This is a genomic window from Polynucleobacter antarcticus, from assembly GCF_013307245.1.
Classification (GTDB): Bacteria; Pseudomonadota; Gammaproteobacteria; order Burkholderiales; family Burkholderiaceae; genus Polynucleobacter; species Polynucleobacter antarcticus.
In genome coordinates this window covers 670,994-695,253 of the sequence record NZ_CP028941.1, presented here as the reverse complement: position 1 = coordinate 695,253, position 24,260 = coordinate 670,994, and the positions used below count along the sequence as shown (strand labels likewise).

22 protein-coding genes are annotated in these 24,260 nt (G+C 44.6%); 11 read left to right on the top strand and 11 right to left on the bottom strand.

The features are described from left to right. Positions 1-792: a 3-oxoadipate enol-lactonase gene (pcaD, locus tag DCO16_RS03545; protein WP_173942379.1), complete on the bottom strand. Its 792-nt coding sequence runs from the start codon at positions 790-792 to the stop codon at positions 1-3. Positions 793-828: 36 nt separating this feature from the next. Beyond that, positions 829-2,487 (bottom strand): thiamine pyrophosphate-binding protein, encoded by a 1,659-nt coding sequence (locus tag DCO16_RS03540; RefSeq protein WP_173942378.1) that lies wholly within the window; start codon positions 2,485-2,487, stop codon positions 829-831. Positions 2,488-2,762: 275 nt separating this feature from the next. On the opposite strand from DCO16_RS03540, the gene DCO16_RS03535 reads away from it, so the two are divergent. Together DCO16_RS03535 and DCO16_RS03530 are read left to right on the top strand one after the other, a co-directional pair. Continuing rightward, positions 2,763-3,821, top strand: a complete 1,059-nt coding sequence (locus DCO16_RS03535) for a TauD/TfdA family dioxygenase (RefSeq protein WP_254598091.1) — start codon at positions 2,763-2,765, stop codon at positions 3,819-3,821. A gap of 41 nt (positions 3,822-3,862) precedes the next feature. Continuing rightward, positions 3,863-4,858: a Bug family tripartite tricarboxylate transporter substrate binding protein gene (locus tag DCO16_RS03530; RefSeq protein WP_173942376.1), complete on the top strand. Its 996-nt coding sequence runs from the start codon at positions 3,863-3,865 to the stop codon at positions 4,856-4,858. Between the two features lie 80 nt (positions 4,859-4,938). Here DCO16_RS03530 and DCO16_RS03525 read toward each other — a convergent pair whose 3' ends face one another. From DCO16_RS03525 to DCO16_RS03500, 6 genes are read right to left on the bottom strand one after another with little or no spacing between them, the layout of a single operon-like run. Beyond that, complete coding sequence (locus DCO16_RS03525; RefSeq protein ID WP_173942375.1) at positions 4,939-6,309, bottom strand: FAD/NAD(P)-binding protein; 1,371 nt, start codon at positions 6,307-6,309, stop codon at positions 4,939-4,941. 57 nt (positions 6,310-6,366) lie between these two features. Next, positions 6,367-7,305, bottom strand: a complete 939-nt coding sequence (locus DCO16_RS03520; RefSeq protein WP_173942374.1) for a branched-chain amino acid ABC transporter permease — start codon at positions 7,303-7,305, stop codon at positions 6,367-6,369. After that, positions 7,305-8,219: a branched-chain amino acid ABC transporter permease gene (locus tag DCO16_RS03515; protein WP_173942373.1), complete on the bottom strand. Its 915-nt coding sequence runs from the start codon at positions 8,217-8,219 to the stop codon at positions 7,305-7,307. Before DCO16_RS03515 ends, DCO16_RS03520 begins: the two co-directional genes overlap by 1 nt. 19 nt (positions 8,220-8,238) lie before the next feature. Further along, entirely contained in the window at positions 8,239-9,453 is a 1,215-nt protein-coding gene (locus DCO16_RS03510; protein WP_173942372.1) for an ABC transporter substrate-binding protein, read from the bottom strand. A 37-nt stretch (positions 9,454-9,490) separates the two neighbouring features. Continuing rightward, positions 9,491-10,198 (bottom strand): ABC transporter ATP-binding protein, encoded by a 708-nt coding sequence (locus tag DCO16_RS03505; protein WP_173942371.1) that lies wholly within the window; start codon positions 10,196-10,198, stop codon positions 9,491-9,493. Positions 10,199-10,205: 7 nt separating this feature from the next. Then, the gene (locus DCO16_RS03500) at positions 10,206-10,979 is read right to left on the bottom strand and encodes an ABC transporter ATP-binding protein (RefSeq protein WP_173942370.1); all 774 of its coding nucleotides are present in this window, start codon (positions 10,977-10,979) and stop codon (positions 10,206-10,208) included. 142 nt (positions 10,980-11,121) lie between these two features. Between DCO16_RS03500 and DCO16_RS03495 the strand changes: the two genes are divergently transcribed. From DCO16_RS03495 to DCO16_RS03485, 3 genes are read left to right on the top strand one after another with little or no spacing between them, the layout of a single operon-like run. Next, a complete protein-coding gene (locus tag DCO16_RS03495; protein WP_173942369.1) occupies positions 11,122-12,285 on the top strand; it encodes an acyl-CoA dehydrogenase family protein in 1,164 nt (387 codons plus the stop codon). Next, complete coding sequence (locus DCO16_RS03490; protein WP_173942368.1) at positions 12,282-13,055, top strand: SDR family NAD(P)-dependent oxidoreductase; 774 nt, start codon at positions 12,282-12,284, stop codon at positions 13,053-13,055. The genes DCO16_RS03495 and DCO16_RS03490 overlap by 4 nt, the downstream gene beginning before the upstream one ends. Before the next feature lie 16 nt (positions 13,056-13,071). Next, positions 13,072-14,082 (top strand): phosphotransferase family protein, encoded by a 1,011-nt coding sequence (locus tag DCO16_RS03485; RefSeq protein ID WP_173942367.1) that lies wholly within the window; start codon positions 13,072-13,074, stop codon positions 14,080-14,082. A 25-nt stretch (positions 14,083-14,107) separates the two neighbouring features. Here DCO16_RS03485 and DCO16_RS03480 read toward each other — a convergent pair whose 3' ends face one another. Then, the gene (locus DCO16_RS03480) at positions 14,108-15,877 is read right to left on the bottom strand and encodes an ABC transporter transmembrane domain-containing protein (protein WP_173942366.1); all 1,770 of its coding nucleotides are present in this window, start codon (positions 15,875-15,877) and stop codon (positions 14,108-14,110) included. Between the two features lie 264 nt (positions 15,878-16,141). On the opposite strand from DCO16_RS03480, the gene bchI reads away from it, so the two are divergent. Further along, positions 16,142-17,176 (top strand): magnesium chelatase ATPase subunit I, encoded by a 1,035-nt coding sequence (gene bchI / locus DCO16_RS03475; RefSeq protein ID WP_173942365.1) that lies wholly within the window; start codon positions 16,142-16,144, stop codon positions 17,174-17,176. Beyond that, positions 17,173-19,005, top strand: a complete 1,833-nt coding sequence (locus DCO16_RS03470; protein WP_173942364.1) for a magnesium chelatase subunit D — start codon at positions 17,173-17,175, stop codon at positions 19,003-19,005. Before bchI ends, DCO16_RS03470 begins: the two co-directional genes overlap by 4 nt. On the opposite strand, the gene DCO16_RS03465 is transcribed toward DCO16_RS03470, so the two are convergent. Continuing rightward, entirely contained in the window at positions 18,983-19,123 is a 141-nt protein-coding gene (locus DCO16_RS03465) for a hypothetical protein (protein WP_173942363.1), read from the bottom strand. The two genes, DCO16_RS03470 and DCO16_RS03465, sit on opposite strands and share 23 nt — an antisense overlap. Before the next feature lie 3 nt (positions 19,124-19,126). After that, the gene (locus DCO16_RS03460) at positions 19,127-19,984 is read right to left on the bottom strand and encodes an alpha/beta fold hydrolase (protein ID WP_173942362.1); all 858 of its coding nucleotides are present in this window, start codon (positions 19,982-19,984) and stop codon (positions 19,127-19,129) included. 141 nt (positions 19,985-20,125) lie between these two features. Here DCO16_RS03460 and DCO16_RS03455 point away from each other — a divergent pair, with 141 nt between their 5' ends. The 4 genes from DCO16_RS03455 to DCO16_RS03440 all read left to right on the top strand — a co-directional run bounded on the left by DCO16_RS03455 (position 20,126) and on the right by DCO16_RS03440 (position 24,253). Next, the gene (locus DCO16_RS03455; RefSeq protein WP_173942361.1) at positions 20,126-21,031 is read left to right on the top strand and encodes a polyprenyl synthetase family protein; all 906 of its coding nucleotides are present in this window, start codon (positions 20,126-20,128) and stop codon (positions 21,029-21,031) included. Between the two features lie 23 nt (positions 21,032-21,054). Beyond that, positions 21,055-22,218, top strand: a complete 1,164-nt coding sequence (locus DCO16_RS03450; protein WP_173942360.1) for a methyltransferase — start codon at positions 21,055-21,057, stop codon at positions 22,216-22,218. A gap of 80 nt (positions 22,219-22,298) precedes the next feature. Further along, positions 22,299-23,249 (top strand): chlorophyll synthesis pathway protein BchC, encoded by a 951-nt coding sequence (gene bchC / locus DCO16_RS03445; RefSeq protein WP_173942359.1) that lies wholly within the window; start codon positions 22,299-22,301, stop codon positions 23,247-23,249. After that, positions 23,246-24,253 carry a chlorophyllide a reductase iron protein subunit X gene (locus DCO16_RS03440; protein WP_173942358.1) on the top strand — a complete coding sequence of 336 codons (1,008 nt, stop codon included), beginning with the start codon at positions 23,246-23,248 and terminating at the stop codon, positions 24,251-24,253. The genes bchC and DCO16_RS03440 overlap by 4 nt, the downstream gene beginning before the upstream one ends. Positions 24,254-24,260 lie beyond the last annotated feature (7 nt).

Below are 24,260 nucleotides of genomic sequence, written 5' to 3'. Positions count from 1 at the left end.
CTAGGACACAGAGTCTAAAAACTTTCTCAACACAGAGTTAAATTCTGAAGGTTTTTCAATGTTGGAAAGATGGGCTGCTTGATCAATCACGGTCATACTGGAGTGCGAAATCAATCGATGCAATACCGTGGCTTGGTCGATCGTACAGGCAGGATCTTGTTTGCCCAACAAGACCATGGTCGGTGCTTTGATTTTGAGAAGCATTGTCGATTGAGCCATGTCACGCACTGCGCTTGCGCAACCGAGATAGCCTTCAAGTGGTGTTCCTAAAATCATTTTTTTGACTACTTCAATCTGGTTTGGTTCGCGCTCAATAAAATCTTTCAGAAACCATCGCCCAATAGTGCCGTCTACTAAGCCTGCAATCCCTTTTTCTTTAGCGATCGCAAAACGTTCTTCCCATAGGCTACGTGGCGGCATTTCACTGGCGGTATCGCATAAGCTGAGAGAAAGAACCCGCTCTGGATGATGCGCGCCAATGTACTGACAGATCATGCCACCCATGGATAAGCCCACTAAATGGGCCTGCTTGATATTGAGGGCATCCATTAGTGCGACAAGATCGGTAGCAAGCAGGGAGATGCTATAGGGGCCTGGAGTCACTTCAGATTGACCATGACCCCGAGTGTCATAACGTACAACGCGATAGCGATCTGTTAATGACCGTATATTGCTATCCCACATTTCAAGGCTAGACATGAGACTGTTACTCATGAATACGGACGGGCCATCAATCGGCCCATCGATTTGATAGGCCATCTTGATTTGGTTGGCGTTAATAAATTGTTTCATGATTTGACTTTCAAAATATGTATTGTCATTCTCGACTTAACTAGGGCGCTTTAAATTTGGTGCGGGCGCACCCTCTATTAAGATATTTAAACAGGCAGGTAACTTAGCATGGTGAAGTCTTAATGCCGCAGGTAATACCTGATCATGCGTATTTACTAACTCACCTACACCACCGAACGCCATGCAAACTTGATCATATCTAGTGCTGGGTAAGAGTTCGCAACCTAATGCGCGTGCAGTGCCGTATTCCCGAACCTGAATCTGATACTCTGCATTCCAGCAAGCATCGTTACCGATGACTGCTAAAAATGGGGCTTGATATCTGACCGCAGTATCGATTTCAGAGCTATGAAAGCCAAATGTACCATCCCCTAGAACAGCGACTACAGGAACATCTTTTTTGGCTAAGGCCGCAGCGATTGCAAAGGGTAGGGAGCTACCAATAGAGCCTGCTACGCCATTAAGTATGCGATTAGGTGCGTGCAAGCAGGCTTGCGCCCATTGGCCAATTTCTCCTCCATCAGATACTAGTACCGAATCGGGATGGCTATCTAAAATCACTTGCAGTGGTAACAAGGCATTGACTGGATGAACTACATTATCTTGCAGGGATTTAAGAGTAGCCCACTCCGCAGGACGGTAACGAACAGCGGATTTTACAAAGTCATACCAAGCAGACTCATTATGAGATGTAGACTTCTTCTCTGATACTGCCTGTAATAACCCATTGATGGAAGGTAGTAAATCTGCCTGTACAGAAAGTGGCAATCGATTTTGTGCAGCTATTTTTGTGCGCTCAATTTCGTCAAGATCAGAGTCTAGTTGAATAAAAGAAACATTTTTTGCAAATGGAGGCGCGCTCAGAAATTTCATTGTGAAATCACTTCGTTTATTGAGCAATAAAATTACATCTGCTTGTTCTATGACTTCGGAAAACGAGCCTAAAGATGGATCAGCGAGCCCACGTGGGCTTTCCATTGCAATAGTCGGTATATGCAATGCATTTTCTAGCAATGCTAATTCTGCAGAAAAAGTGTGTGCTCCACTTGGCCCACACAGAATTAACGGCCTTTTTGCGCTCTGTAATGCAGCAGTAATGCTTTCACAAACCGCTGCAGAAGGCTCTTTCACTTTCAGTACATTCAGAGAGGGCGCATCTGGGCTCGCTATGGTGGATTGGGTTTTTTGGGAGCTATCTTCTAAGGCATCTGACGGTAAGCTCAGGTGTACGGGTCCAGGCCGGCCTGATAGTGCAATGGCACATGCCAATTTAAAATCAGCAGCCAAGAATTCTGGGCCTGCGCAGGTCCAAGATGCTTTACAAACTGGGGCACACATCTCGGCTTGACGCATTTCTTGGAAAGCGCCCCGACCAATTTGCGTATTTGGCGCATGCCCTGACAATAAAACTACCGGCGATTCTGCCATCAGTGCCGTATAGAGGGCTGACACAGCATTGGCATGCCCAGGTCCACCAGTCACCATCGCAATGCCCACCTCATGCTTTAGTCTGGCCCAGCAATCTGCCATGTGCACGGTTGATGCCTCGTGGCGAGTGTGAATTAATTGAATATCACGACCAATCAGGGCATCAAAAATAGGCATGATGTGATTGCCGGATAAGGTGAAAACAGTTGTAATGCCTTGTTTTTCAAAAGCCTCAACTAAAAAATCGGCGCCGCGTTTTGGGATCATAGGGTGTGAAGGTAAAAAATTGATAGAGAAAATTATAGTGACGAATAAGGTGCTCTCTTGTCGACACCTTACTTATGTTAAATGATTGCAATTTATTAGGGGTTTTATAGTTTGCAGCTCACAGCATGATGGCGGTAAAACAGAAGATCTTCAAAACTAAGGGTTAACCCCCTTAGAAAAATAAAATACAAGCATTAGGATTTAAATCTGAAAGTTATACATCGTAAGAATTTGTCTATTTGCTGGGAGCTTAGTTGAATAAGTTAATGCCAAACATGGTCATAAATCAGGTGCCTAAACTGCTTACTGGTCCAAGCGCATGGCTGGGTAAAGATTTAGTCAAGGAGAGCAATTGGATAATCTCATGGACATCCTCTCAAATAGCAGATCTGGAAAATGCGGGCAAATACTTCCTGTCATTAAATCAACCCCTAGAGAACATCTCACCGAGTTTATTTCCAATTCCCAAATTAAAACCTCAGATTGATGCTATCTCCAACGTATTGCTCAACGGGCGCGGATTTGTTTTGCTCAAGGGCTTACCTGTGGAAAAATTTGGTGTTGAACTTTCTGCAGTCATTTATCTTGGGCTAGGAGTACATCTAGGTAATTTACGAAGTAACAATGCCAAAGGGCACTTACTAGGACATGTCAAAGATCAAGGTGCTGATATTCAAAATAGGAATGTGCGCTTTTACCAAACCAATAAAAAACTCGATTTTCATACAGATTCTGCCGATTTAGTTGGACTACTTTGTCTGCAAAAGGCCAAGGCAGGAGGCGAGTCTTATATTGCTAGTTCAATGAGTTTATTTAATGAGATATCTCTGCGTAGACCTGATTTAATCGAGGCACTCTTTACTCCTTTTCCAACAGATCGACGAGGCGAAATACCCGATGGCTGTGATCCCTGGTACAGCATGCCAATTTTTACTTGGTATGAAAATCAACTGACTTGTACTTATATTCGACAGTACATTGATGCTGCACAACGTAATTTCCCTGAAGTGCCGCGACTCAGTGATGCACAAATTGAGGCAATGAATTTAATAGACTCTATTTTGGCAGAAGGTGAGATCGTTTTGCCGATGGCTTTTGAGCCCGGGGATATTCAAATACTAAATAACCACCAAATTTTACATTCACGAAGTGATTTTGAAAACTGGCCCGAACCAGAGCGCCATCGACATTTATTGCGTCTATGGATAGCCCCAATGAATGCTCGGCCACTTCCAAATTACTATGAACCTAGATGGATCTCAACAACACCAGGCAAACGGGGCGGGATTATTGTTGCCGGAGCTAAGCCAACGGTTCAGCTTGAACCTCACTAGAACAACCTTTACCCATGCCGTATTTCAATAGGAACGACAATATGAAAAATAGAAGCATTCAACGAAGATGCGCCATGTTTATATTTGCTCTTTTAGGTATGAGCAGTGTTATGAAGATTGCAAATGCGCAATCCTATCCCAATAAACCCATCACCTTAGTTGCACCTTATTCTGCTGGTGGTGATAGTGACTTCTCCGGTAGAAATTTAGCTGCAGTAGCTACTAAATATATTAATCAGCCTTTAATAGTCCAAAATATTGTGGGTGCTTCGGGCACGATTGGCTCACAAAAAGTCCGTACCAGTCCGCCTGATGGCTATACCCTCTTAATCGCACGCGGAGGTTCGCAAGCGATCTCTCCAGCCCTAGATAGCAAAACACCGTATAAATGGAATGACTTCACATTTATTGCGATTTTAGATTTGAACCCCGTAGCGTGCGTTGTCAAAAGTGATTCAAAATATAAAACGATGAAAGAATTGCTAGCAGCTATTCGTGCAGAGCCAGGTAAGTTGAACTATGCCTCCGCAGGTTCTGGCACGACTCAGCATTTGGCGGTAGAGGTAGCACTCAATGCATCTAATCTCCCGTCCTCGGCTGCTTTGATGATTCCATATAAGAGTGGTGGTGAAGCCACTACAGCATTATTGAGTAATCAGGTGGATTTTATTTGCAATAATTTACCTACTCTTGCTGGTCAAATTAAAGGGGGAACAGTGCGCGCATTGATGGTGTCCACACCTGAGCGCTTAAAAGACTTTCCTGATGTCCCAACTGGCCGTGATTTAGGCCTTCTCCAATTTGAAGAGGTGATGGGCTGGAGTGGTTTATATGGCCCTCCTGGCTTGCCAAGTGAAGTCGTTAATAAATGGGTAGAGGTATTAAAGAAAGTCGCTCAAGATCCAGCGTGGGCTAGGGGTAATGAGACGGCTGGCGCAATTGCTGCTATTCGATCTCCTGCTGAGACTGAGGTATTTGCTCGTCAGCAGGTAGAGCTATACGAAAAACTGGGTAACACCTTAGGTTTACGTAAATAAGGCTCAGATTTTTGAGTTAATTCTTCACTTCTAGAGGCAGACTGCTCTAGAAGTGAAGCCTATTTATTAATCTAGAAGCATTAGGCTGATAAAGGTCTATCCATTGAAGCTCTCTGTCCCCTGGTTTTGAGTTGTAAGGAGAGCCTCTCTGCCTGTGCAGCAATCGCACTAGCGGCTACCACATCCCCTAAACTTCCCATCGTTCCTGGCCCAAGCAAAAACAGATTATCCCAAGACGTGGATGTTGTACGCAGCACTTCAAAGTGCTTATTAACAGCAATTGAAATTCCTAAGGCATCGGCTATAGCTATTTTATTAATGATCAGATTTTCAGCTAATCCATCAACACCTACCCCAGTGCAATTAATTACCCAATGACCAGTAATGCGGGTGCCGTTATTAAGGTTGACTGAAATATCATCGTCATTTACCTGTACCTCTTTTACTCTACCTATTTGAATATCTATTTGCTGTTTCAGTTTTTGAAAGGCAGCAATACTTTGAGGTGATGCCCTGAACCGGTATAAGGACCAAAGCCAACCCAATCGCTTCGAAAGTTTTGCACGCTGCTGTGCTGAAAACCCTTGCCAAATTTCATTTAGCTGAGGCCTTAATTCTTCCCAGGCACATTGCCATTCCACACTATGTACCGAGGCATCAGGTAGGTAAGACCGCATAAATCGCACTAAAGTTCTTGGGGTAAGCTGGCTCGGCCATAGGGGTTTTTGAGATCGAATCCATGTAGCCTGTTCCGGAGGAAGTTTGCCTCTAGGTGAAACAATATAAATCTTTCCACGATGATGGATATTTTCTAATGCACTGATGGTATCGAGGGCCGTGAGACCACCGCCCAATAAAATAATATCGTCAGTCTGATTAATAGTCTGAACCCACTCACCTGACCAAGGATTTTCAACGAGAGAATACGCTGCTAATTTTTCTGAGGTTTTATTTGCATTAATATGAATAGGGCAAGGCCATTTAGGAGGCATATTGCCAGTAGCTAATACAAGGTTTTTAGCTAGTACTGACTCACCTGTATCTAGTGCTAATTGCCATAGCGTTTGGTTTTGTTGGATATTGATGACGTTAGCAGGAATTTGCCTTAGTTGTCTCTGAGGATCATATTCCTGAATGAGTTGATTAATATACTTTGCAAAATCTCGCCGTAAATAAAAATATCCTGCATGGGTTTTAGCGTCATGGTCATCAACGTGCACTTTAGCCCAACGCGCAAAATGGAGTGGATCTTCAGAAAAAATGATGGGTAAATCTTCTCGTATATTGAGGCGAAATACATCGCTATTACAGCCATAGGCATTACCAGCACCCAATAAGCCATGACCAATCACCGTCAAATGAGAAGCAGGGAAACCGCGCTTTAATAAATGAATGACGAGTGCTGCTGCTGAAAATCCAGCGCCAACTATAACGATATCTTGTGGAGCCACTTTATCTTATGAGTATTGTGATTGTTTATGAACATCTTTCTCAGAAGTGCAGAGGAATTACAGCTTAATCTTGAGCCGGTAAGCAATTTCACCTACGATGCCGCGTCTAAAGGCCAGAACGCAAACCACAAAAATAGCGCCGGTTGCGATAGTACTCCAGCCGCCTAAGTTGGCTAAGTAGTTTTGTAAATTAATGATTACTGCAGCCCCCGCTACTGGACCCCAAAGGGTGCCAATGCCACCTAGAATAGTCATCAGTACGGCCTCACCTGAGGTATGCCAGAACACATCGGATAGGGAAGCTAATTGCAAGACTAAACTCTTTAAGCCGCCGCCTAGACCTGCCAAGCCTGCAGATAAAGTAAAGGCAATTAATTTGTACTTATTAACGTCATACCCCAAGGAAATAGCGCGTGGCTCGTTTTCTCTAATCGCCTTCATTACCTGGCCAAATGGCGAACTTACAATCCGCTTGATGGTAAAAAAGGCTAAAGTAAACACCGCTAAAGCAAAGTAATACATGTGGGTGGAGCTGGAGAGATCAATCAGCCCTAAGAAATGACCTCGAGGCACCCCTTGAATGCCATCCTCACCATTAGTAAATGGCACTTGGGTGGCTAAGAAATAAACCACCTGGGCTAGCGCTAAGGTAATCATGGCAAAGTAAATACCTTGCCGACGAATCGCTAGCGCACCAAAAACATAACCTAATGCGGTTGAACATAGAACACCGCAAATCAGACCTAGCTCAGGAGTGAGTCCCCACGATCTCATGACATAGGCAGTGATGTAGGCACCCGTACCAAAAAAAGCCGCATGACCAAAGGAGAGTAATCCTGCAAAACCTAGCAACAGATTTAAAGAGGCTGCAAAAATGGCGAAACAAAATACCTTCATCATGAATAGGTCGTAGACAAAGCCTTGCCATGGAATTAATGTTAAGCAGCCGATGATGACTATCGAAATTTTGTCGAGAGGAGATAGTGTCAGTTTCATCAGTTGGATTTTCCGAAGAGTCCTGCTGGCTTAATTAAGAGCACGATGATCATGATCACGAAAATAGATACTGAAGAGGCTTGCGGGTAAAAGACCTTAGTTAGCCCTTCAACGACACCTAAGCCTAAGCCTGTCAGAATGGCGCCAGCAATCGACCCCATACCGCCAATGACCACCACTGCAAACACCACAATAATCAGGTTAGAACCCATGACCGCTGTCACTTGATAAATAGGGGCAGCCATTACCCCAGCAAACGCTGCTAGGGCGCAGCCTGCACCATAGGTGAGTGTCACAATGAGTGGGACGTTCACACCTAATGCCTGTAATAAACGCGGATTTTCAGTGCCTGCCCGTAATAAGCTTCCTAAGCTAGTACGCTCAATAAAGTACCAGGTAGCAAAACAAACAATCAATGCTAAGAAGACGACCCAGAGTCGGTAAAACGGCAAAAAGAGATCTGCAATTCGGAGGCCGCCTTGCAATAGTTCGGGCACAGGATAGCTATTTCCCAGAGCGCCAAACCAGTGGCGGAACATGCCTTCAATTACTAGGGCAAGACCGAAGGTCAGTAGCAGTCCATATAAATGGTCTAGATGATAAAGACGCTTTAGCATCGTTTTTTCAATCACGATGCTAAAAAGTCCTACGATCAGTGGTGCCAGGAACAGAGCAACAAAATAGTTGATCTGAAACTCTGGCATCCCGATCCAGTCACCAATTTGAGTTAATCCAATCCAAGCTACCATGGCGCCCAACATATATTGCGCGCCATGGGTGAAGTTAATCACATTGAGTAAACCAAAAATCACCGCCAAGCCCAAACTCAATAGAGCATAGAAGGAGCCGTTAATCAGTCCAATCAGGAGCTGAGAAACAAGGGCTTGTGGGGCGATTCCGAGAAACTCAAACATAGCTTAGAGTATTCCTCAATTAATTAGTAACAAACTTACATTTCGATTGCGCTAAAGGTAGAGTTGCATCTTTTGCTGCAATCACCTTCGCCACCTTCGCTACGTCATTAGGCCCTTTAGACTCACTAGGCTTTTTGACTTCAAGTAAGTACATATCGTGCTCAAACTTACCGTCAGCACGAATTCTGCCTTTAAAGAGACCGTCATTAATTTCAACTGACTTCATCTGCTTCATGACTGCATCAGCGTTATCTGTTTTAGTCGCTTCAATGGCTTTTAAATACTGCATAGTAGATGAATACACACCAGCTTGAACGGAGGTTGGTGCCTTGCCTTTAAATTCTTTCATAAAGCGCTCAGCAAACTTTCGATTGGAGTCATTGAAATCCCAATACCAACCTACAGTGAAGTTCATGCCTTGGGTAGTTTTTAAGCCCAGAGCTTGCACATCGCTAATAAACATTAAGAGCGGAACAACGGTCTGCTTCGAGCCCATGATGCCAAGCTCTGCCGCTTGTTTGATGGAGCCAATTGTGTCTCCACCAGCGTTAGCCAAGCCAATTACTTCCGCTTTGGATGATTGAGCCTGAGCAATAAAGGATGAAAAATCCGTAGTGTTAATTGGATGCTTCACGCTACCCAATACTTTTCCGCCATTTGCTAATACTACTTCAGTAGTATCGCGTTCAAGCGTTTGACCAAAGGCATAGTCTGCTGTTACGAAGAACCAAGTCTTCTTACCAGAATCCACCACAGCCTTACCGGTGCCGCGTGAGAGTGCGTAGGTGTCATAGACGTAGTGAACAGTGTATGGCGTACATTTTTCATTGGTGATAGGCAGGGATGCTGCGCCAGTCACAATCGATACGCGCTTAAATTGCTCAGCAACTTCCATCGCTGCTAATGCAGAAGCAGTGGATACGTTACCCACAATCATGTCCACTTTATCTTTTTCAAACATTTCGCGGGCTTTTGAGCCGGAAAGGTCTGCTTTCGATTGTGTATCCGCAGAGGTAATCACAATCTTTTTACCGAGTACTTGGCCACCAAAGTCTTTAGCAGCCATCTGAGCAGCTAACAGTGCACCTGGGCCCTCAATCGCAGAGTAAATACCAGAGAGGTCGGTGAGTACCCCAATACGAACTTCGTTATCGGAAACTGTTTGAGCTTGCGCAGAAAGCGCAGTTGCCACAAAACAAGATGCAACTAGTGTTGCAATTGCCGTTTTTTTCATTTGAACTTCTCCTTGTAAACTGCTTTCATTTTTTTACTTACACACCCAATAAAGTCTTGAGCTCTTCCTGGCTGGCCTCGAGTTCATGCTTCTCGACCGTCTTAACAACTTGCCCATGCTCTATCACATAGTTTCTATCCGCGAGCTTTGAAGCAAATCGAAAATTTTGTTCTACTAAAATTACCGTGAATCCCCGTTCTTTCAGAGTGCGCACTACTTCCGTGAGTTTTTGTACGATGACAGGGGCCAAGCCTTCCGTGATTTCATCGAGTAGTAAGAGACTCGCGCCAGTTCGCAAAATGCGTGCAATGGCCAGCATCTGTTGCTCACCACCGGATAACTTACCGCCAGGGCTGGAGCGTCGTTCATATAAATTAGGGAACATCTGATAAATCTCTTCTACGCTCATTGCCACACCGTCACCTACCTTAGGGGGCAACATGAGATTTTGTTCACAGGATAAGCTAGTAAAGATGCCGCGCTCTTCAGGGCAATATCCAATGCCGAGTTGTGCCACCTGATAGGTTGGCATGCCAATCACTTCTTGGCCATTGACTTTAATGGAGCCTGTACGGTTACCAACGAGGCCTAAGATAGATCTGAGCGTGGTGCTACGACCAGCGCCATTGCGTCCCAATAGGCAAACCACTTCACCTTTTTTTACAGATAGGTTAATGCCATGCAAGACATGGGACTCACCGTACCATGCGTTCAAGTGATCAATTTCTAAAGCGAGTACAGTCATAACGAGTTCAATGCCCTTGCAATTCAGTATCGGCAGTACCCATGTAGGCTTCCATTACTTGCGGATTTTTGGAGACCTGCTCATAAGATCCTTCGGCAATCACTTCGCCTCGCTGCAATACAGAAATCGTATTTGCAATATTGGCTACGACCTTCATATTGTGCTCAACCATTAATATGGTTCTTCCGTGAGAGACCCGTTGGATTAATTCGGTAACTAGACTGACATCTTCGTGCCCCATACCCTGAGTCGGTTCATCTAACAGCATTAATTCAGGATTCATGGCTACCGTAGCAGCAATTTCAAGAGCGCGTTTACGCCCATAAGGAAGGTTGACGGCTAGCTCATCCGCAAAACTATCAAGACCTACCTGGCGAAGAGCATCCATCGCTCGATCATTCAATATATCTAAGGAGTATTCGCTTTTCCAAAAGAAAAACGAAGTTCCAAGCTCTTGCTGCAGGCCAATGCGAACATTTTCTAAGGCAGTCATGTAGGGGAATACTGCTGAAATCTGAAAGGATCTAATAATGCCGCGCTTGGCAATTTGCGCAGGCTTTTCTTTAGTGATGTCGTGGCCATTAAAATCAATATGACCGGCCGTGGGCTCTAAAAATTTGGTGAGCAAATTAAAACAGGTTGTTTTACCAGCCCCATTGGGTCCAATTAAGGCGTGAATACTCCCTCGCTTAACATTGAGATTGACATTATTTACTGCAGTAAATCCATAAAACGATTTGCTTAAGTTTTTTGTCTTTAATATGAAATCATCTGCCGCCACAATTTACAACCTTATTTACTTTAATCATCTAAGGATAATGGCAGTAAACAGTTACGCTGCATAGTGAAAACCCTAGGCACTTCCAAGGTTTAGGGCGCAAAAATTCCTAATTCTCTTGAAATGCCTGCTATTACAATGAGATATGGACTTTGCACTATCCCCAGAGCTGATTGCTTTAAGAGATCGCACACGGCAATTTATTGTCGAAAAGATTATTCCTTTAGAGGGTGATCCCCGAGAAACCCCTCACGGCCCTACGGATGTATTTCGTCAAGAGCTCATTGGACTTGCCAAAACAGCGGGCCTACTCACCCCGCATGCCTCTAAACGCTATGGCGGCTTAGGCCTCAGTCACGTTGAGAAGGCGGTTGTCTTTGAAGAGGCGGGGTACTCACGATTAGGCCCTACTGCGATGAATATTCATGCGCCGGATGAAGGCAATATTCATCTCATGGAGCAGGTGGCAACGCCTGAACAACAGCTACGGTGGCTGGTTCCACAAATTGAAGGGAAATTGCGTTCTTGCTTTGCGATGACCGAGCCTGCTCCAGGGGCTGGTTCTGATCCCTCGATGATGCTGACTACGGCTGTCAGGGATGGCGCAGATTATTTAATCAATGGTCTTAAATGGTTTATTACGGGCGCTGACGGCGCTGATTACGTCATCATCATGGCGCGTACCGAAGATGGTCAAGCCACCATGTTTTTATCTGATATGGATGCGCCTGGCATCGCTATTGAGCGCAATATGGATTCGCTAGATCAATGTTTCGTTGGTGGTCATAGTGTGTTGCGCTTGACCAATGTGCGCGTACCTCAAGATTGTATTTTGGGCGAGCTTGGTAAAGGCTTTCGTTATGCGCAAGTGCGTTTAGCGCCGGCTCGTTTAACGCATTGCATGCGTTGGCTTGGTCAAGCACGACGAGCCCATGATATTGCCTTAGCCTATGCGCAAAAACGTCAGGCCTTTGGCCAACGCTTGGGTGATCATGAGGGCATTGGCTTTATGTTGGCAGATAACGATATGGATCTCCAAACATCACGCCTGCATATTTTTCAAACTGCATGGCTACTCGATCAAGGAGAGCGCTGCAATTACGAATCTAGTCGTGCAAAAGTTATTTGCTCTGAAGCAGAGTGGCGCGTAGTGGATCGTTGTGTACAAATCATGGGTGGCCAGGGCGTGACTGGTGAAACTGCCATCATGCGTATCTTTACCGATATGCGCGGCTTCCGAATTTACGATGGCCCAAGTGAAGTACATCGCTGGAGTATGGCCAGAAAATTGCTGGATCAAAAAGTATGAGTACTCTGCTTGAGCGCTTTCGTTTAGACGGTCAAATTGCTTTAGTCACAGGTGCTTCGAGTGGTATTGGATATCACTGCAGTATGTTATTGGCTAGCATGGGCGCCAAGCTTGCAGTCGCCTCCCGCCGCATCGATCAACTCGAGTCTCTGGTTCAAGCGATTGAACAACAAGGCGGTTTGGCAAAAGCTTTCTCTCTCGATGTGACTAAGTCTGAGAGTATCAAGGCCTGCTTCGATGCTATTGAAACATGGGGTACACCCAGTATCGTGGTCAATAACGCTGGAGTATCCGTTGCTAAGAGTTTGCTAGAGCAAACTGAAGCCGACTGGGATCAGGTCATGGATACGAATCTCAAGGGTGTATGGTTAGTGGCTACGGAAGCTGCGCGTCGGATGGTAGCGCATAAAACAGCAGGCTCCATTATCAATATCGCTTCCATATTGGGTGAGCGACAAATTAATGGGGTCGCACCTTATGCTATTTCTAAAGCAGGCGTCATTCAGACTACCAAAACAATGGCTTTAGAGCTGGCGCGTCATGACATTCGTGTCAATGCTATTTTGCCTGGATACGTGGTGACAGATTTAAATCGAGCGTTTTTACAGAGTGAGCTGGGTGAAAAATTACGCATGCGCATTCCGAGTCGTCGCTTTAGTGAGCTGAGGGATTTGGATGGACCTATTTTATTGCTAGCCTCAGATGCGGGCAAGGCAATGTCTGGCAGTACGATTGCTGTAGACGGCGCACACCTCGTGGGTTCCTTGTAGAGCATGGCTACACACCGTGTCTAATACTTTAAACACCGATGCGCTTCGGTCTTATTTGCAGCAGACAGGGTGGGACACCCAGAGTTTTGAAGTACAGCCACTAGTTGGTGGGCAATCTAATCCAACCTACAAAATCACTTGTGCGAATCAGCAGATCGTTTTACGCAAGAAGCCTGCTGGTACTTTATTACCCTCAGCACATGCTATTGATCGTGAATACCGCGTGATGCAAGCGCTTGAAAAAACTGAAGTGCCGGTCCCTAATATGCTTGCTTATTGCGATGACGCATCTATTTTGGGAACTCCGTTTTATCTGATGTCTTTTTTGGACGGGCGCGTATTTAATGATCAGTCCTTACCCCAACTAGATCGCAAAGACCGTCTCGCCATTTACCAAGAAATGAATCAAGTACTCGCTGCCATTCATCAGGTGGATTACCGAGCACTGGGCTTAGAGTCATTTGGTAAACCCGGGAATTATTTTGCACGACAAGTGGCTCGTTGGTCTCGACAAGTGCAAGAGAGCAGTATTCCTATTCCTACAGCTTTGAGTAAGCTAATGGAGTGGTTACCTCATCACATCCCTACAGATGATGAAACTACCTTAGTACATGGCGATTTTCGTTTAGATAATATGGTGTTTGATCCTATTGAAAACAAAGTCATTGGTGTTTTAGATTGGGAGCTCTCGACGCTAGGGCACCCCTTGGCAGATATATCCTACCAATGCATGGCATGGCGTATACCGCCAACACTGTGGCGTGGGATTGGTGGATTGAATCTAGTGGACCTCGGCATTCCCTCGGAAGAGGAATACATTCGCTCCTACGAAATGCACTCAGGCAGGTCAGTAGGTAAGGACTGGAATTTTTATATGGCATATAACTTTTTTAGGATTTCAGCAATTTTGCATGGGGTAGCGCAACGTGCAGTTGATGGCAATGCTCATGCTAAAGACGCTGCTGAGAATGGTCAGAAATCAGGCCTGCTCGGTGAAATTGGTTTGTCTTGCGTTGATCTGACCTAAGGTCTTTAGTTAACTTAATCTCACGCTAGTTTGATGAGATATCCGTGAACTGAAGTTTAGCTAAATGAGAATAAAGCCCGCCTTTATTGACGAGGCTGGCATGATCACCACTCTCAATAATCTGCCCATGCTCCATGACTAGAATCCGATCCGCTTTTTTCACAGTGGAAAGGCGATGCGCAATGACAATGGTGGTTCTCCCTTGCATTGCTAATTCGAGGGCTTGTTGAACCAGTCGCTCTGATTCGGCATCGAGTGCGCTGGTGGCTTCATCGAGAAGTAGTAGCGGTGGATTTTTAAGTAAAGCCCTTGCTATCGCAATACGTTGTTTTTGGCCGCCAGACAGTCGCACACCACGGTCGCCTAAATAAGTGTTGTATGCCTCAGGAAGTTTGAGAATGAATTCATCTACTGCCGCCATCTTGGCTGCTAAAAATACTTCTTCATCACTTGCATTCAATCTGCCATAGCGAATATTTTCTAAGGCATTCTCAGAAAAAATACTAATTTCTTGAGGTACCACGCCAATTAAGCGACGTAAATCCACCAGATTAAATTCTTTGATATCTACGCCATCAAAGGTAATCTTTCCGAACTGTGGATCATAGAAGCGTTGAATTAATTTGAATAAGGTTGTTTTGCCCGAACCAGAAGGGCCCACAATCGCCACCTTTTCACCCGCCTCAATGCGTAAGGAAACCTGAGAAAGTACCGAATTCTGATTAGATGGATAGTGAAAAGAAATATTTTCAGCACACAGGGTAATTGCCTTCGTTGTTGGAAAGCTTGGGATGTGGGGCTGTTTGGGATTTTGTATCTGAGATTGAACGCGGAGTAACGCTAGCAATCTATCCCCAGCGCCTACAGCCCGCTGGGCATCACCCGCTACCTCTGAAAGCGCAGCGATGGAGCCAGCACAGATAACTGCATATAAGAAAAACTGGGTTAGTTGACCATCTGATATTGCTTGCTGACTGACTGCATATGCGCCTAACCAAAGTACTGCAATGATGCTTGTGAAGCCCAATAGGATCGCAACAAAGGTGAGCTTGCTACGTGCCATATTTCTGTTTTTTGAGGCTACAAATGATTTTTCGATGGACGCATCAAAGATAGCCATTTCATTCACCTCGTTAGCAAATGATTGCACTGTATTGATAGCGTTTATTTTTTCTCCTGCGATTGCTGAAGAAAGGGCTAGCTGATCTTGGGAGTTTCTTGATAGCAAGCGTACTTTTTTGCTCATAAAAACGACTGGAATGACGGTTAACAACAAGGTTGCCATAATCAGCAGCGTTAATTGAATACTTGTGATGAACATCATGGTCATGCCACCAACTAGTAAGAGTGCATTTCTGACGGCCATCGATACACTGGTGCCCACCAGGATTTGAACCAGAGATGCATCGTTATTAATACGAGATAAGAGTTCACCACTTTGCTGAGTTTCAAAAAACTCAGGGCTTTGAACAATGATGTGTGAGTAGACTGCTTTTCGGATGTCGCAGGTCACCCGCTCACCAAGTAGCGAGACCATATAAAAGCGCAGTGCACTGGCAAATGCCAAAACAAGCGCCACTACAAATAGATTAATAAACGTCACATTAATCTGGGTGGTACTGGCATTACTAAAACCCAGATCAATAATGCTACGAAAGCATAAAGGAACAGCCAAGGTGGCAGATGCTGCAAGCAGGAGGCTAATCACCGCAATGAGTAGTGACTTTTTATAGGGCCTTAAGAAAGGTAAAAACGACTTAAGCGTCTGAAAGGGGAGGGGTTTAGGAGTATTCATATTGAGTGAGAGTGCATTCTCTAATGGAGGTTTCTGGGCTAAAACGTATGAGAATGGCTTCACCTAAAATGATAGCTTGTATTTGCCTGTACCCGGCATAGTCCAATACCTGAGTACTCCTCAAGGCTGGGATCGTTATAGCCAGACTTGCTAGAAATCTCAAGTTAATAGTCGGAATGTCAGTTTTTAAGCCATGATGAACAATTGGGTACACTATGTTTATCCAGCCTCTAGCGTTATTTAGTTCATTTACATAGGGTAAAAATGTCTCTCAATTTTCCGTTTACGGCAATCGTCGGTCAATCAGAAATGAAGCTGGCAATTACGCTGTGCACTATCGATCCTTTAATAGGCGGAGTGCTTATTTTTGGAGATCGTGGCACGGGTAAATCTACCGCAATTCGATCGCTAGCTTCTTTACTCCCCCCTATGAAGTCCATCCATGGCTGTCATTATCACTGTGATCCAGAGTCTCAGAACTTATGTACGGACTGTGCAGCGCGAAGAGATAGCGGCCAAAAGTTCAAGTCAGAATCCATTTCAATACCGGTAGTCGATCTCCCCTTAGGTGCCACCGAAGATAGGGTGGTAGGCTCTTTGGATATTGAAAAAGCACTCACGCAAGGTATCAAATCGTTTGATCCTGGACTGCTTGCTAAGGCAAACCGCGGCTATTTATACATTGACGAGGTGAACTTACTAGAAGACCATTTAGTCGACTTACTGATTGATGTTGCTGCTTCCGGTGAAAATATTATTGAGAGAGAAGGGCTGAGTATTCGTCACCCTGCACGCTTTGTGCTGATTGGTAGCGGCAACCCGGAGGAGGGTGAACTGCGACCACAAATGCTCGATCGTTTTGGTTTATCCATCGCCGTTAAAACTCCCTCAGACTTTAAAGAGCGTATTGACATCATTAAAAGACGCGATGAGTTTGAGCGTAATCCAGAGCGTTTTGTTGCCCAATGGAAAGCAGCTGAAACAGAATTACAAAAGAAGATCAGTAAATCCAAAAAATTAGTGAATACCGTTGAAGTAGATGACCATTTATTAGAGCAAGCCACTAAGTTGTGCGCACACTTAGGTACAGATGGCCTAAGGGGTGAGTTGACCTTACTCAGAGGTGTTAGGGCTTTAGCAGCCTTGGAAGGCAAAAAGAAAGCCACTCTGAAGCATCTAAAAACTATTGCACCACTGGCTTTAGGACACCGATTACGTCGTAACCCGCTAGACGATAGCAGCTCAAACATCCGCATTGATCGTGCACTGCAAGAATTCTTTACCAATACTGAAAAGTGAATCCGGTTCAAATAGCGTGGTTTGATAATAATTTAATCGCCATCCTTTTAGCGATTAATCCCCGGGGTCTCAAAGGCGTTGTAGTAAAAAGTCAATTTGGTCCCGTGCGGGATACCTGGTTGTCATTCTGCTCTAGTGCACTCTCACCGCAGAGCAAAATTCTTAAAGCCCCAGCCAATCTATCAGCAGAGCAATTATTTGGATCCTTAGATATTGAATCTAGCTTACTCTCTGGCAGCTTAATCATGAGTAAAGGCATCTTAGATCGAATAGCGGGCCAGTATCTGATCTTACCCATGGCGGAAAGAATGGATGTTCAAGTCATGGCTTTGATATCTCAAGCTTTAGATGAAAAAAATACCTTCACACAGTCTCATGAAAGTGCCCACTCCTATTTTGGACTGATTGCTTTTGATGAATCTCAGGGAGAGGAAGAGGGTATTAGTCTTCGCTTATCAGATAGATTGGCTTTTGAGATTCACTTAGACCGATTTGCAATAGGCGATACCAAGGAATGTTTGGCTGTGCTGCCAGAGGATATTCAGGCAGCAAAAGTGTTATTACCTCAGGTGGGCTGTGCCCAGGAGTTTGTAGAAGTTCTCACTAAAGCCGGACTCAGTTTAGGGATTGATTCTATGAGAGCGAATCAATTTGTCTTAGAGGCTGCTAAGACCTTAGCTGCATTACGAGGCTTGAATCAGGTTGGGCAAGATGAAGTGATTGATGCGGCGCGTTTAGTGTATAGCCACACCAATAGAGTGCAATCGGCACCGGATGAGCAGCAAGATAGCCCATCAGATAATGCGGATGAGCCTGATATTCCTGCCGAAGACCAAGCGCAGCAGCCAGATGAATCTAATGACGCTGAATCTACTGAGTCCGCCGAGTCTTCAGATGCTCAGAATGAAGAGCCATCTCTTTCCGAAGAAGATCTTCAAGATATGGTGGTAGAAGCTGTTCAAGCCTCGCTACCCCCTAGCTTTTTGTTGCAATTGAATCAACATGTCCGATCTAGTAAGTCAAGCAGTGGCATCACGGGTAAGTCAGGCGCTATTGAAAAAAACCTGTTGAGCGGCAGACCGCTTGGTTCGCGTAAGGGTTCACCAAAAAATGGTGGGCGCTTAGATATCTTAAAGAGTATTAGATCTGCTATACCATGGCAGCGATTACGTGCGCAGAGTGATGCCAGTCAAGGTAAAACTGAGCGCATTAATAAAATCTATTTTAGATCCGAAGATTTACATATGAAGCAGTACCTTAAAAGACGCGGAACGGTGACGATCTTTTTGGTTGATGCATCAGGTTCTTCTGCAACTCAGCGATTATCAGAAGCTAAGGGTGCCTTAGAAGAATTATTGGCGCAATGCTATATCCGAAGAGATGAAGTAGCTATGCTGTCGATGCGTGGGGCTAAGGTAGAAACCGTACTGCCGCCAACCAGGTCGCTAGTCAGAGCAAAAAGAAACTTAGCGACTCTTCCGGGAGGGGGAGGCACCCCGCTAGCATTGGGACTACGGACTGCAAATGAAATGGCAATCTCTTTGCAGCGCAAGGGTTTGACGCCCATTATTGTGATTTTGACTGATGGTAAAGCCAATGTGAATCTGCAAGGGGTTGGTGGTAGACAAGGAGCGCATAGCGATGCCTTAATGACCGCTAAAGAATTGCGCTTACAACAGCATCGGATCTTATTTGTGGATACCTCTCCACAGCCTGAAAGCTTAGCGCAACAATTAGCTAGCGCAATGGATGCCCAGTATTTTCCGCTTCCCTATGTTGGGTCGGGCAAGCAAATTTCACAGTCTGCTATTCAATTGGCCAAGTTTTAGGGGCATGCTTGTCTTTGAGTTTTCCTAAGACTTTTTTGCCTTTGTAATAGGCATTTAAAAATAAGCCTAGACCGGCAATAACGCCAATAAACATCAGTACATTAATGAGCGTAAACAATTTTTATTCCTTAGTTAATGCTTGATGAATTAATTTTAGAGCAAGTTCTTCATTGCCCTCATGAAACATGTGACCCCCTGTTACTTCGATCACTTGGGCTTTAGAAAAATACTTCTGAATGGCCTCACATAGAGGCCTCACCGGAATCCAGCCATCATCTTCACTCACGATAAAGGTGAGATCAGATTTGATCTGGTCGCAGCGCTCCAGTAAGCCGGGTATATCAGCGCCAGCCATGAAGCTCATGGACCCATTGAGATGATCCGCATTTTTAAAGATTGTTTTATATCTTTCTCTTTTCTCGGGGCTGAGCTTGGTCTTGGTGGAGTCTATTAAGCTGTCAATCATTTTGGTATGGGGCAATAAATCACTCAGTACGGCTGTAAAAAAAGACGATGTCACTATTGGATTAATGAGTGGCGCAATAAATCGACTGTAGGTATTAGGTAGACTGAGGAGTGAGGGATTGATTCCCACGATAGTTTTTGCTTGTTTATTTTTAAGTGTGTAACTAAGGGCAAGCGTAGCGCCAGCAGAATGCCCAACAATACAATCAAAATAATCCATCTTGAGTGCTTCCCTAAGCTCTGTAAGTTTGTCGGCCAAATCATCCAAACTCAAAGACTTATTGCCCTTATTTTTGGTGAATCCATGTCCTGGTAAATCTGGCGCAATTACAGTGTAGTTTTTGGCTAATTCTGTAAAAAGGCTTCCCCAAGTGTGTGCGGATGAACCCGTGCCATGCAGTAAAAGCAGATGCTGAGGGGAGTTACCGGCAATCTGTACATGCCAGGTCAAATCTCCAGCGTGAATTTCTTGGCTAAAAGATTTGTTGGGCCAATCATTGGGAATCCTGTTCATCTTATTCAATATTGGCTTAAATTTAGGGTTTACCCTGAGTTAATGGATTGACAGCACGACAAATAGTGTCTATATTTTTTTACATAGTAAATTGTATTTTAATTTATACAAGTAATGTATTCCAAATATGGGAGCTGGGCCATGTCACCAATTAAACATCTTGATAGAGCGTTAGAGCAAGCACTAAAGTCCCATGAATCGGATAAAGGACCTGCTTTGTTGAGCAAAGCAATTAGACATGCAGTATTTCCAGGGGGTGCGCGTATCCGTCCTCAGCTCACATTGGCAGTGGCCCATGCTTGTGGAAATGATGATCCCCAGTTATCGATGGCCAGCGCCATTGCGATTGAAATGATTCACTGCGCATCCCTTGTCCACGATGACTTACCTTGTTTTGATAATGCAGATATGCGTCGAGGCCAAACCTCCGTGCATAAAGAGTACGGCGAGAGATTAGCTGTGCTGACTGGCGATGCATTGATTGTGATGGCCTATGAAACGATTGCTACTGCCTCAAGACGATCATCGCAACGCTTAGCCCCAATTATTAGAACGATCTCTCAAGGCGTCGGTGCGCCATTTGGAATTATTGCGGGGCAGTCTTGGGAGTGTGAGCCACAAGCAGCACTTTCAGAATATCAAAGAGCAAAAACAGGTGCACTGTTTGCTGCAGCCACTGCTAGTGGCGCTCAGGCAGCTGGTGCAGATGCAGATACTTGGAAGAGTTTAGGTGAGTGGCTTGGGGAGGCTTATCAAGTAGCAGACGATATTCGAGATGTACTAGGCGATGCTCAGTTTCTTGGGAAGCCTGCTGGTCAGGATCAAGAACATCATCGTCCTAGCTCAGCAAAAGAGCTGGGCTTGAATGGTGCAGTAGAGCACTTTGATCTCTTAGTCGGTAAAGCAATCGGATCAATTCCAAATTGTTATGGCGATAAGGCGCTGAAGAAATTGGTTGCATTTGAGGCAGAAAGATTATTGCCATCCAGTTGGTTTGAGCGTGGTGAAAGACATGTTGCAATTGCTACGCAAAGACAAGTCGCTTAATCACTCAGTCGCTTTTTAATCATATGTCTCAATCACAATCGCTACCGATACCAGAGGCTCAGAGCCGTTACAGCCTATGGGATAGGCTGTGCATATTACGAGATAAGTTGATTGCAGACGCGCGCTTTCAGAACACTGTTGTAAAAATTCCCCTCTTAAAAAGAATTGCAAAAAAAAGAGCAAATGCCCTCTTTGATTTGATGGCAGGTTTTGTGTATTCACAAATCCTTTTAGCTTGTGTTCGATTAAATCTATTTGACCTACTAAAGGATGGCCCCTTAAGTGTTCACGAATTAAAACAGCACTGCAGTTTGGAGTCAGATGCTTTAAAAAAATTATTAGACGCGGCTGTATCCATTCACTTATTAGAGCGACGCTCAAACCAACAGTATGGCCTGGGTACTCTTGGTGCACCCATGGTTGGTAACACGGCGCTCTCCGCCATGATTGAACACCATGCCGTGCTGTATGAAGATTTAAAAGATCCGCTCATGCTCTTATCTGGCTCTGTGGAGAGAAAGCAATTAGAAAAATTTTGGCCCTACGTTTCAAAAGATGCTGACGATCAAGACTCGCTAAAAGATAAAGCACGGGTTAAAAACTATTCTGACTTGATGTCTGCATCACTACCTTTGGTAGCAGATCAAGTGGTCGATGCTTATGACTTTTCTAGACATCATCGCCTCCTGGATGTGGGTGGAGGGCAAGGTACTTTTCTCAAGAGAGTGCATAAGAATGCACCTCAATTAGCTAGGATGCTGTTTGATTTACCGGGTGTTGCCAATCTTGCAAAAGACAGTTTTGCTATGAATGCCGAAGACCAAAATATTGCTGTGTACGCAGGAGATTTTTTTAATGATCCGCTTCCGAGTGGCGCAGATTTAATCACTTTGATTCGAGTCATTTTTGATCATGATGATGAGCGCGTCAAAATTCTACTCAGTTCCATTTTTAAGGCCTTAGAGCCTGGCGGAAAGTTATTGGTAGCGGAGCCTATGGCGGATACGCCGGATCACCCTGCAATGGGCCACGCTTATTTTGGCTTCTATTTGCTCGCTATGGGGAGGGGCAGACCCAGAACCATAGATGAAATCAGCAAATTGGCTTTTTCAGTTGGGTTTAAAAACGTTGAAATGCTGCCTTGCAACATGCCGATTAATGCTCAAGTTTTGTTACTTAGTGCTTAATTTAGGGTAAATACCGATGTGTAGATTCTTAAATGTGTATAAATTAGTTTACATAACTAAAAGTAAATAAATATATACATATGCAAAGTCAACTTCATTCCACAGCTGTTCTGCTGGAGTCACCAGGCGAGATTAGCTTGCGGCGTCTTTTGTTAGATGAGCCGACCGACCAAGATGTCGTAGTGCAAATTGAATGGAGTGGAATTAGTACGGGTACAGAAAAATTACTATGGCAGGGAACAATGCCCGATTTTCCAGGAATGGGATATCCCTTGGTACCTGGATATGAGTCTGTTGGCAGAGTGACTCGTGTTGGAAAAAATTCAAAATTGAGTCTTGATCAAAGAGTGTTTGTACCTGGCGCTAAATGCTTTGGTGATGTGAAGGGCCTATTTGGCGGTGCAGCATCACATGTCGTGGTCCCCTGCGATAGAGTCGTGACACTTCCAGAAGAGATCGGCGAAGAGGGCGTTCTGTTGGCATTAGCAGCAACTGCTTATCACGTGACTCAAGGTAAAAAAGCATTGCAGCCTGATCTGATTGTTGGGCATGGCGTCTTAGGAAGATTGATCGCCAGAGTTGCTGTCATGCTTGGCCATCAACCCGTAGTTTGGGAAATCAATGAAGATCGAATGACGGGTGCTGAGGGTTACTCAGTTGTAAACCCTGCTGACGATAAAGATAAAAAATACAAAAATATTTGTGATGCTAGTGGACAAGTTGGCGTTCTCAATCAGTTGATTAGCCAGCTAGAGCACGGCGGTGAAATTACTTTGGCAGGTTTCTACGACAAAGATATTCAATTTAATTTTCCTAAAGCTTTTATGAAGGAAGCTAAATTTCGGATAGCGGCGCAGTGGACGCCTCAAGACTTAGCAGACGTAAAGCAAGCAGTCTCCTATGGAAGATTAGATCTTCGTGGGCTGATTACGCATCATCGTAGACCATCTTCAATAGATGAAGTTTATCGGACTGCATTTGAAGATCCTAGTTGTCTCAAAATGGTTGTAGATTGGAGAGAAGCATTATGAATGCACCATCCGCTGTAAAAGAAGTGACTATTCAATTTGCGAATTTAAAAAAAGAGGCAGCGATTGAGCCGGACCCAGTACATACCGGTGAAATCAAAAAAGAGACTCAGATTATTGCGATCTACGGTAAGGGCGGGATCGGTAAAAGTTTTACTCTAGCCAATTTGTCTTACATGATGGCTCAGCAAGGCAAGAAGGTCTTGTTGATTGGCTGCGATCCTAAAAGCGATACCACCTCATTACTGTTCGGTGGTAAAGCCTGCCCAACCATTATTGAGACATCCTCCAAAAAGAAATTAGCGGGTGAAGAAGTCAAAATTGGTGACGTTTGCTTTAAGCGTGATGGCGTCTATGCAATGGAATTAGGTGGACCAGAGGTTGGAAGAGGTTGCGGCGGTCGCGGCATTATTCACGGTTTTGAAACTCTAGAAAAACTCGGATTTCATGATTGGGGCTTTGACTATGTGTTACTGGATTTCTTGGGTGACGTAGTCTGTGGCGGTTTTGGATTGCCGATTGCCCGTGATATGTGCCAAAAAGTAATTGTGGTGGCATCGAATGATTTGCAATCTTTGTACGTTGCTAATAATGTTTGCTCAGCCGTCGAGTACTTTAGAAAATTAGGCGGTAACGTAGGCGTAGCAGGTATGGTCATCAATAAGGATGACGGTACAGGTGAAGCCACTGCCTTTGCTGAAAAAGTAGGTATTCCGGTTCTGGCAGCGATTCCTGCGAATGAAGATATCCGTAGAAAAAGTGCCAGCTATGAAATTATCGGCACACCGACTTCCCAGTGGGCGTCACTCTTTGAAGGCCTTGCTAGCAATGTGGCAGAAGCTCCTCCAGTTCGTCCAAAGCCAATGGCACCAGATGATTTGTTAGGACTCTTTTCTGCTAGTCAAGTCGGCAGAAATGTGGTCTTAGAGCCAGCAACCATATTTGATATGGTTGGTAAAAATGAAGTGATCAAACCCACTCTTGAAGTTGTTTACGACAAAGTATAGAGACTGA